5 protein-coding genes and 1 pseudogene are annotated in these 10,559 nt (G+C 29.9%); 1 reads left to right on the top strand and 5 read right to left on the bottom strand.

Annotated features, from left to right (window positions below; genetic code table 11):
• Nucleotides 1-205: pseudogene (locus tag BLQ32_RS16970) on the bottom strand (helix-turn-helix domain-containing protein); the annotation flags it as partial.
• 195 nt (nt 206-400) lie between these two features.
• Nucleotides 401-1,876, bottom strand: a complete 1,476-nt coding sequence (locus tag BLQ32_RS16965) for a hypothetical protein (RefSeq protein WP_244890383.1) — start codon at nt 1,874-1,876, stop codon at nt 401-403.
• Nucleotides 1,877-2,314: 438 nt separating this feature from the next.
• Between BLQ32_RS16965 and BLQ32_RS16960 the strand changes: the two genes are divergently transcribed.
• Nucleotides 2,315-2,866 carry a recombinase family protein gene (locus BLQ32_RS16960; RefSeq protein ID WP_074511371.1) on the top strand — a complete coding sequence of 184 codons (552 nt, stop codon included), beginning with the start codon at nt 2,315-2,317 and terminating at the stop codon, nt 2,864-2,866.
• Between the two features lie 272 nt (nt 2,867-3,138).
• On the opposite strand, the gene BLQ32_RS16955 is transcribed toward BLQ32_RS16960, so the two are convergent.
• The 3 genes from BLQ32_RS16955 to BLQ32_RS16945 all read right to left on the bottom strand — a co-directional run bounded on the left by BLQ32_RS16955 (nt 3,139) and on the right by BLQ32_RS16945 (nt 10,556).
• Complete coding sequence (locus tag BLQ32_RS16955) at nt 3,139-4,902, bottom strand: hypothetical protein (protein ID WP_074511369.1); 1,764 nt, start codon at nt 4,900-4,902, stop codon at nt 3,139-3,141.
• Nucleotides 4,903-4,977: 75 nt separating this feature from the next.
• Complete coding sequence (locus tag BLQ32_RS16950) at nt 4,978-8,487, bottom strand: SIR2 family NAD-dependent protein deacylase (RefSeq protein WP_083335389.1); 3,510 nt, start codon at nt 8,485-8,487, stop codon at nt 4,978-4,980.
• Nucleotides 8,488-8,645: 158 nt separating this feature from the next.
• Nucleotides 8,646-10,556, bottom strand: a complete 1,911-nt coding sequence (locus BLQ32_RS16945) for a hypothetical protein (protein WP_074511367.1) — start codon at nt 10,554-10,556, stop codon at nt 8,646-8,648.
• Nucleotides 10,557-10,559: the final 3 nt, after the last annotated feature.

The raw sequence follows: 10,559 nt of genomic DNA, 5'->3' as shown, positions 1-10,559 counted from the left end.
GCTCATGTAGCCACTGGAGGATGTGATCCCGAAAGGGATCCAGCTTCTTGGACCGGTTGCGCAACGAAATAAGAAAGTCTTCAAACTCCTCCGGCGCCATCCCGATATATTCTTTTACGGTATTCCTCGACATGTTCAGCTTCTTCGCAATCGAGTTAATGGAGAACCCTTCTGCCTGCAGCTTACGAACTTCTACATATTTCATAAATCTGTTCACTCCAATTTCCTCACTTTCAATAAACTAGTCGCAGCCTATTAAAAGTGTCATATTTGTAGGGAAATTGGTCAATCTTATTTGTGGAAACCTGCTCTATCTTAATTGTGATAAATTGCTCTCTCTAGTTTAGCGTTTACAACGGGGTTTTTAATTTCTACTTTTTGTAGAAACATATAATATAGCTTAATTAAATCCTACATTTTTTAACTCGTCGATAAAGTCTGTCATCGTTTGTAAATTTTGATCTTTAATCAGTTTAATTTCTTTCCTTACTTCTTGGTTTGATACTTCTTGTCCTAATAGGTTGTAAGCAAACCAGTTTTTTTCAGAATTTCTGTTTTCGACTAGTTTCTCTATTATATCATGCCCTTCAAATACCATTCTTTCCATGCTATACAGACTAAGGATTTTTATGTTCGAACATAAAAACTGATATTCTTTAGTTTTATGTTTGAGATTTAAAAGATCAGCAGCTTTTTTCATTACCACTTCTCGTCTAATATAACTTTCTTCTAAAATAATTACAGCTCCAAAGATATTCTCTGGAAGGAATTGAACTTCTCTAGAAAAAGGATAATACTCTTTAGTTAAACGTTCAGTTAGATGGAGATATACTTGAACAACTGCTTTTGCAAGTCGATCTATAGTATGTTGTATAGTTTCTATAGCTAGGTTCCTAAGAGCTAGTCTTGGAACCATACTTTTACTATCAATCATAAAACAGTAATCTTTATTTATAGCCATTACATCTAACGTGTCTTTACCTCCTTTTTTACTCTGATAACGAAAGTCCCCCTTAACCTCCTCAAATTGATTTGTCAGTTTAATAATGTGAATAAGATAATTTTCCAATACTTCTTTCCCAAAGACATTTCGAAACTTATCATCGCCTTCAGTTAGTCTAAATAATAACGATGAAGTCACTGAATGCATGATAAGGTGAGGAAGTGGTAGATAAGTTTTTTCGTTGTACGAAATAAAAGGATACTGATAAAAGTATTTAAATCCATATAAATACTGTTTAATATCTGTTGTAACCTTACTTTGAAGTCGATTAAAATTTTCTCTTTCAATAATAAGATATTTTATGATATGTTCATATTTTATTAAAATATAGTCTAAAACTTTGGGATGATTCCGTGCCATAAAACTAAGATTTAATATAATCCCCAAATCCAGGTACTCACGAAACTCAGCCCCAAACTTGGCTTTAAATTCTTCTGGCATACTTACTTTTTCATTTTTAAAATTAAACATGTATTGATAACGATATGTTATGTAATGAGTATCTTCTTGTATTGGAAATTGAGTTAAGCCAGTTACAATAAGAAAATAATCGAATAAATTGTCCTCTTCAGACTTAGAAAAAACTTTAGGATGTTGGTAATTTCGAATAGCATCCATTATTTTAATGAATTTTCTCTCTCCTTTTGTACCATTAAAATTTTGATTATCATATTCTGCCCCAGTAGAGATAGATAGTAATGCAAATGTTTCAAGTTCCCATGGTAGATGGCTACTGCTAAGCTTTTCGGAATCTACAATCTTATTAAAATTCATAATTTCCATAGAGTTCTTTTGCGCAATACTCATTTTAGCCCCAAAAGCGTATCTCTTTAATAATATTGGCAACCTTTCAAATTCCATATAATCCCCCACTAAATGCACCCCTTTTCTAATCTACTATAATATTTATATTTTGTTCCCTTTAATAAAATATTTAGCATTGTTAGCCTGTTAGATTTGTTATAGTGACTCTTATTTTTATAGAACATTTTCTCTTCAATTATATTTAAACGCAGATGTGTTAATAAACTTTAACACATCCACATTTTAAAGTTTCATTTTGCAAAATGAAAGAAAGCTTAACTGTTTTCACAATACATTAAAATAATTTAGGAATTTATGGCGTTTCTTTTGAAAGAAAATTGTAACAAAACTCGTCCTTTTCTGGACACGTCATCGGTTGATTTGATAAGGATCTTTTTTCATGTGTTTCGTGTAACAAAACTCTGTACATTATTCTATGTTCACTAACCGTTGTTGTTTTATCTTATGGTACAATCAATTCATAGAAAAAGACGAAAGAGTGATTGGATGTTAATTGGTTATGCACGAGTTTCAACGGGATTACAAAACTTGGATTTACAAATGGATGCGTTAGCAGCTTACGGTTGCGATAAAACGTTTCACGATAAAATGAGTGGAACAAAAAAACAGCGTCCAGGTTTAGAAGAAGCGATTAACTATGCACGTGAAGGAGATACGATTGTTGTTTGGCGATTGGATCGTTTAGGAAGAAACATGCAGGATTTGATTCAACTTGTAAATGCCTTAAATGAACGGGGGGTTGCCTTCCATAGTTTGCAGGAAAACTTGACGATGGATAAACGCAATGCAACTGGACAATTGATGTTCCACCTGTTCGCTGCGTTTGCGGAATTCGAACGGAACTTGATTGAGGAACGTTCGGCTGCTGGTAGGACAGCTGCCAGAGCAAGAGGACGTCTTGGTGGACGACCGGAGAAGTTTGGCACAAAAGATATTGAAATGATGCGTTCTTTGATTCAAAATGGTACACCGATTAAAGATATAGCTGAAAAATGGAATGTTTCTCGAACCACCATTTATCGTTATTTGGAAAAATAGTAAATAGAAAAGGTCATTCAATGTCCAGATTTCATCATCTCCTTTAACTAGCTCTTTCAAAGAACTATGGTGCACGATTTAGGCTATACATCTAGTCATTGCAATATGTAATGATGAAAGAACATTCTAGTAACTACATCAATTCAGGTGAATAGATTAAAGAACCCAGAAACCTAGTTTAATGGTTTGCTGGGTTTTTTAAATTATAAAAGAAATAGTACTCGAATTTTTTACAAGTTTTCTCTTTATACAATATGGTAAAATCTTTAAGTTCAGTAATTGTCTATTATTGAATTTAAATAATGTGCGGTTGACAGTTTCTCTTCTTCTGACATTACATCAGGAACCCATAATCCAAAAGCCTCTTTTGGTAAGCCTAGAATACTAGGTATCAGTGTATCAGCACAAAAATAAAATGGAGAATAAAGTACATCACTTTCAAAATTGTGATTTCTGATTAAGAATATATCTGCCTCTGTTCGCACTCGATTATATTCAGGTAGAATTTCAAATAAATCATTAAAGTATGAACTATCATCTAAAATCACGATTTTGTCCAGATGATAGTAGTTAAAGTCTTTATAAAAATTAAGCAACAAAGAATTAGTGAATTGTTCAAAGTTAAAGCTTGGTTCGTTTTGATAAAACTCTATTTTCTCTTTGTCATTATTCTCTAATTCTTCTTGATTACCAAATAAGAGCACTTTAAATTCCTCAACTTCAAATTTCGTTTCTAAATCCTTACGTAACCCGATAAGAATTTGTAAAAGGTCAAATTCTATATTTAGCTCTTTATAAAATTCACTTAACTCAAATATTTTAGCCTTTAAGTATTTCATGTTAACAAGTAAAAGGTTTTCGTAATCAGAAATACTTTTATTTAAGTAATCGCTAATATCAATAGGGGCAGAAAAATATTCAAGTGGAAAATCAAAATTATTATATTCAAATTCGACATCTTGAATATTTTCTACTTTCTCTATTAATTCATCTCTTTGAATATATTGAACTTCAGGGATATCTATATAATCAAAAGGTATAATCATTTTTTCTTCATTCTTATTATTTAATAGGTATTGTCCAACTAAGTATGGAGAAGTATAGATTTCAGTTTTCGACTCCACTTTCCCCCTACGTTGAAATATTCTCAAATATAGAGTATGTGTCTTATTATAAATATCGCAGAAGTATATATTATTAATGTCTGAGCTATAAAAAACCACATAACGAGGTATATAAGATTGTATGCATTTCTGAATATACCTTAGCATTTTTCTTCCTTCGTTCTCACTCAAATACTTATATTTAAATGCTTTTGTTAATCCCGTAAAGTCCGATCCAGTTATTATTGTATTCTTCCTAATAATTACATTGATTAGTTTTTTAACTTCAAACTTTTCATCATACAAAAAATATAGGAAATCATCATTCCACTCTATTTTTTCATGTATACAAACTCCACAAAAAGTACCTCCTACCCCCACGTTTAAATAGTTGTTTTTTAGAGATAGCATTTGAATGTATGCAGTAGCAGCACTCACTTTTTTCTGAGGTTCATATTCTGGGTCCATTTCATTCAAGAAAAATTCTCGCATTAAATTATTTAACTCTGTTATATCACTACCACTACCTATAGCTATAAAATCATTAACTTCTTTAAACCCTAATTTGTTTAAGTGATATAGTCTATTATCTTCTTCATTCTTAATTGCAATAATTAAATCTGAATCTCCAACTATCTCCTTTAAGCTGTTCACAATTAACTCAATACAAGTAGTTTTCCCTAATAGCTCTATGGTTTCTTTAACTTGTGAAAATACATTAATAACACCAGAAAACGCGACGACAATATTCTCTATGTAATATATTTTAGTATCCGTCTCCCCAATGTAATTAGTATCGTATTGACCATAAACTTCTCCCATACTTGAGAAAGGTGATTCATAGTTAAATTCACTTTCAGACTCTGAAGAAGTTAATGAATCTGCCAGTACATAAATTTCATTATTGGACTTCCATGCTACACAATAAGTCAAACTAGTTCCTCCATTTGTTTAAAATCACCCTTATATTTTAGAACCCTAAAATTTTTTTGTTAGTTGTATATTTGTTTAATTAAAATACATAGTTGCCATTCGAACTTCTGGAAGCTTATGTGAGGTAATATATTCTTCCCAGTCATGCAAAGCAAGACCAACAAATTCTCGCTTATATTTTAAAAGCACGGCGACTAGTTCCGCATAACTTGCTAACAGTTGGAAATCCGGTGTTTTTTCAATTTTTAATTCCTCAGTTTTTAAAGCTGCTAGGTATTTATTTACATATTTTATAATTAGAGAAATAACTTCATCATCTAAAATCGAAGAATCAAATTCAATTATTTTAGAAATAGTTTTTATAGCTTCTTTTAATTTTTCACCATTCCCATATTTTAAAATTTCAAGCAATTCACTGCTAATTGTTTTTAGATCTTCATTTATTTCTCCCCTAAAAATAAAAATAGAATAATCTAAAAGAGAAGAAATTGCTTTTTTACTTTTCTCTTCACTTCTCTCAGTAACACTATCTATCAAATACTCTAAATTAAGCGACTCTTCGACTCTCATTCTTTGTAATGATGGTATTAATAAACTTGATAGTTCTGGCCTTTTTTGATTCAATTCATTAAAAATCAAGGACGCTTTTTCTTTATCAGTCTCTCTAAGATAATCAAGCGGAATTGAACCCCAGATATTATTTTTTAAAGTGTAAACTACACTTTGTAATGTGTCTTTAGTAAAAAACACAGAAGTTAACAAGTCACGGGTTTGTAGTAACGCTGGTTTTTGACTCTCCCACCAAATATAAAACTTATCAAGCAATTGAAGATAGTAAGCTTTATCAGGTTTTTTTTCAGAGTTTGGCTCATAAAAACCTTTGAAATATAGTCTAACAAAACTAAAGTATTCAATTACAGCAGAACCGTCAGACGTATAAGTTTCAGTATAAAAAATCGGAATATCTTGAATCATAAATTCATCCAACTTATTTTGGTCAATTTGATTAGTACCATTTACAAGATTTCCCATTCCGTTTATTGTCAAGAAATCACTAATACCATATTTTTTATCGCTAGGCATTTTCGAAGCTGATACTTCAAACCTTTTAATATATGAGCTATTTAGACTTTGAGTTAGTACTAAAAAGCATAATCTTATGAACGCACTCTCAGCCGTTGAATCATCACTAGGATTTTCAAGCTTATCTAATAATCCCTCTAAAACCACAGTAGGGATATTCAATCCTTTTACTTTTTTATGGTTTTTTATCACTTCAAGAATAGGTTCAAAGAAAAAAACTAAATAGGCACTTTTATCATTGAATCGTTGAATTTCTATATCTAATGCAATTAATTTCTCAATAAAATATCCAGCTTCTACAACATTTTTCGCGTATAAAATTCTTGAAATACAAAGTTTTAGGATCTTGATTTCTTGTAATGTTTTCTCTTTTTGATTATTAAGAAAATCTAATAATTTCACATCTATGGTATGTTGTTCTTCTAGACCTAATACCATATAAATTCTTGAATAGATTTCTAGAGCTTTATCGTTACTAATTAATGATTTTTTATCGAGTAACAGAGAATTATCTAAAATAATAAGTAATGCTTTTTTTTCTTCTTCTTTAATGCCATATACAAATTCTCTTGTGAATATTGTTTTTATATCTTTGCTTCTAGCTTTGAAAATTTGTTTAATTAAAGCATAGAGATTGTAAGATGTTTTTATATTTTCTAATGCTAAATTATATTGAGAATTATCAATTTGTTGAAAAGCAAACTCTTCTTTAATTTGTAACACAGCATAGGATTCATATAAATCTGCTTGATAAGCATCCCCATAATTTGTAGTTACAGTTTCTCTCCCAGGATCAAATTCTGGAGTTTCTTTAGTACCATATTCAGGAGAATATTCTTTGACTGATCTCAATAAAGTTTTAAACTCCTTATTGGAATCACAATACTTAGTACTTAAAGTTTTCAATCTATCAAATCCATATGTTTTGTTATCGTGACCATCAAGATGATGAAGTATAATACTTTCTAAAGTTAAAAGACGATAATCATCCATTTTTATAGCCAATAAACTTCTAATTGTTTGGAGATAATCTTCAAATAAGAACTCACCCTTTTCGACTTCATCAATTCTTAAATAAATACAAGCTTTCTTTACTCCCCAATCAATTTCCTTTGTTCCCACAATCCAGTTATTCAATAATTCAAATACCTCTTCAATTTTGTTTAAACTTAAGTGATATAGAATTTTCTCATATATTAATGTATGATTCTCTTCTTCGTTCAAATTCAATTCTTCACAAATTTTCACATAGTAATCAAAGTCTAGAATATTGCAATCTAATCTCGCTTCTTTAAGCAATCTTAAAATTATAGTATGTAACCTATCGTTATTATAGCTAGAAACTATTTCTTTAAGTTTTATAAAAAACGAGTAATCTATTGGTATGTAGTATTTTTCTAAGTTCCAAATTACATCATTAATTTGAAGAATTTTTTCTTCAGTGATTTCAGAAACAGATAAATTAACTATTTCATCAATAAATTCATCAACGGCTTTCCACAGGGAGAACAAATTAGTTCTCCTAATTTCATCAGGCATAATTGTCCAACCAGGATAAGTAGATCTATTATAAGTAAAAAAATCATTTTGTGAAGAAATATATTTTTTATAAGGCCACTTAAGTTTATCAAGTCTTTCTTTATAAGATAGAAACTCAAACAAATCATCAAACATCATTTTGAAAGTCCCTGTACCATTAGGATATACTTCTTTAAAATCAATCAGAGTTATCCCCTTTTTTTCCAGTTCTTGACTATCAGCTTTCTCTTTAAGGCCTATCATATAAATTTTAGGCATGTGTTCTTTTAAGTTTTCTTGCACCCATGAAATCCATTTAGAAAAATTAGGATCTTCTCCTGAAAAACCTATCAATACAAATGTAGTTTCCATAATTGATTGTTGAACCATATTGACAAAAGGACTAAAATTTTTAGGATAGTTATCGTAATCCTTTTTTGTAAAAACAAATGGTCGATTTGCAGGAAAACTTCCATGTAACTTCACAATTCGAGGCTGTACAGAACTCGGAATATCATTAACATCATAAATAACTTGATAACTTCTCTCATACACGCTTTTTTTAGCACGTTCTAATAAAGTATCATAATTAGTAGTATATACATCCGTCCAAGGTAAATTAAGCAATTGATAATGTAGTTGATCAGGTTCATAGTTTTCATCTGGTATAGAAGCTTTTAATAATTCATCTAATGTGGACCTACCATATTCGTCCGAATAAATCTGACCAATCTCTAAAACGTCTTTTTCACTTATATTTTCATGATGACTTAAATCCTTTATAAGTCTCTCTTTCAAGTCCTCCCATAAGGCCATCCCTTCAAATGATGACTCTATTTTAGCGGCATTTTTACTAAACCCTGCCCCGATCATTATTGAAACTCTACTTTTAGTATCATTAGCCCATAATTTCTCTCTAATTTTTAGAAGATGCGGATACATCTTCAGATTATCTCTAAAAAGATTCTCAGGTTTGGAAAGCATTTAACATTCTCCTTATCGCATCAATATTGTTTCAATGTTAGTACATGTTTCATTTTTTTAGAATTAAGTTTCTATATCTTTAACTAACTGAAATCATGAAAGTATATTGTAAGTATCTTTTAATTCTATGAGATATTTTTAACAAATAAAAATTCCACTTAACTTTCACTCTCGATTTCTGCTGCAATAATATCTTCAATAATCCAGTCATCCAAATTCCCAAACCTTGAAGAGTGTGTTAAAGAAAGACCAAAACAGTCATGTAAGAATTCAGTTCCATGCATTTCTCCGTAATGTTGCAAGGCAACTCTTCTAATAATTTTTGGCGAGTAACCACTTAGTTTTTTAGTATGTTTCAAAATCCAGTTTGTAGTTACTTTAATTGGATTACTATTCCTAAGAGAAAAGAATAAAAATGATATTTTATGATGTTCACGTAAATCTGCACTGAGCTTTAAATGATTTGTTAGTAAGTTCATCTCAAAATTATCTAAATAAACAGGTGATCTCTTTGGAATGAAAATTGCTTGTTTTTTTATATTTATATTTGAAATTTCAATGTTTTGTATCTCTTTTGAAGTTAAAACATGAAAGTAACAAAGTGATACCAATAACGCATCTGTAGGGTTAATTGATGCAGCTAATTTAATTTGTTGGTTTAATTTAATATGATCTGAAGGCGTAAATGGGTTTTCAACAATGTTGTAATCTCTAGCTTTAAAAGGTGCAATAGGATTTGCAAACATTAACTTATTTTTCTTCCCAAATTCCAATAGATTATATAACTTTCTTTTCTCAATATCTCTATATTGTTGTTTTTTATATGTTAAGAGATAAGAATTTATATAATCATCAGTAATTCCATTCCAGTCTTCGACCTTAAATTTAGAAATCAACCAATCCAAACATCTAAAGAACGAGCGAAAAATTTGAGAAACGGATTGCCACTTTAGAGTTTTAACTGCATTTTTCTTTTCCAAGACAAAAATTTTCTTCGCTTCAATTTCCAAGTAATACTTTAAAAGTTTATGAAATCCATTAGGATACATGTCAATTTTTTCTTCAATCACCTTACGTTCTTCTTTCTTCTTTTTAGAAAGACTTATCACTCCATTTTTAATATTTAGTGCAGGTAATATAGTATTATGAGGAATAATTGAACGATGAATTAAAAATGCACAATAATGACCATAAGAAGCTTTCAAAAGCTTTAGTTTTAACTTTGAAAACGAGAATTTTGTATAACTTTCAAAAGCACGTTCCATCCATTTTATATTAAAAAGTTCCTGTAAATGATCTCCTTGAAGTGAAACGATTTTTCCATTAAGAGACTTTGAAAGAGGTTCTTCTTTTAATTTAAACACATGCAATAATACTTCTGAAATTTCTCGAATTCTAACAAATGTAAGTTGGGATTTTAATAAAAAATCTACAAAATCTAAAAATATAGTACGTGCTTCTTTACTCTTAAAAACTTTCTCCATATTTGAAATTGAAGTTAGATTTTTAAGAGATCTTCTACCTAAACAATTTCCACAGAAACTAGAAGATTGATTTATAAGGGTTTCATTTCCACAATCACTACACCTTTCGCTATCGAAATAGTAATCTAATATGTCTTCGTTGTAATAAAACCATTTATCTAGTGTTTTGCTGGCCCAAGGTGAATTATTAATATCAAAATTTATCAATTTTTCACTGTAAAGAAAAACTTTAATAGAGTCTAATCCATTTTTAGATTTATAAGCACTTATTTCTTTAAATTTTTTATCTAGCCAAGATTCATCAATAAAATAATCTTTTCTGTTAGCCAATTGATTAACTATTTTTTGGAAATCAACAAGTGCCCTGTAAATAAAAACATATGAATAACTTGATTTTTCAAGAAATTTTCCAAAGTCTAATATTAATTCAACTTTCCACTTAACCCCATTCTTCTTATGAAGTAAGTCATGATTCAGCATGTTATTTATTGAAGCTAATGAATAACAATTATTACATCGTCCAGTTTTTTTAATTGTACCTTCTGCCGCATCATTACCACAATGTGGGCAAGATATTAGTTTCATTAT

The sequence above is a fragment of the Planococcus glaciei genome (genome assembly GCF_900099655.1).
In the GTDB taxonomy this organism is placed as follows: domain Bacteria; phylum Bacillota; class Bacilli; order Bacillales_A; family Planococcaceae; genus Planococcus; species Planococcus glaciei.
The sequence above is the reverse complement of the archived record's forward strand: the minus strand, read 5'-3'. Positions and strand labels throughout refer to the sequence as shown.

Excerpts from the sequence above, each read along its gene's own strand:
- BLQ32_RS16945 (WP_074511367.1), bottom strand. The coding sequence starts at position 10,556 with ATGAAACTAATATCTTGCCCACATTGTGGTAATGATGCGGCAGAAGGT.
- BLQ32_RS16960 (WP_074511371.1), top strand. The coding sequence starts at position 2,315 with ATGTTAATTGGTTATGCACGAGTTTCAACGGGATTACAAAACTTGGAT.
- BLQ32_RS16950 (WP_083335389.1), bottom strand. The coding sequence starts at position 8,487 with ATGCTTTCCAAACCTGAGAATCTTTTTAGAGATAATCTGAAGATGTAT.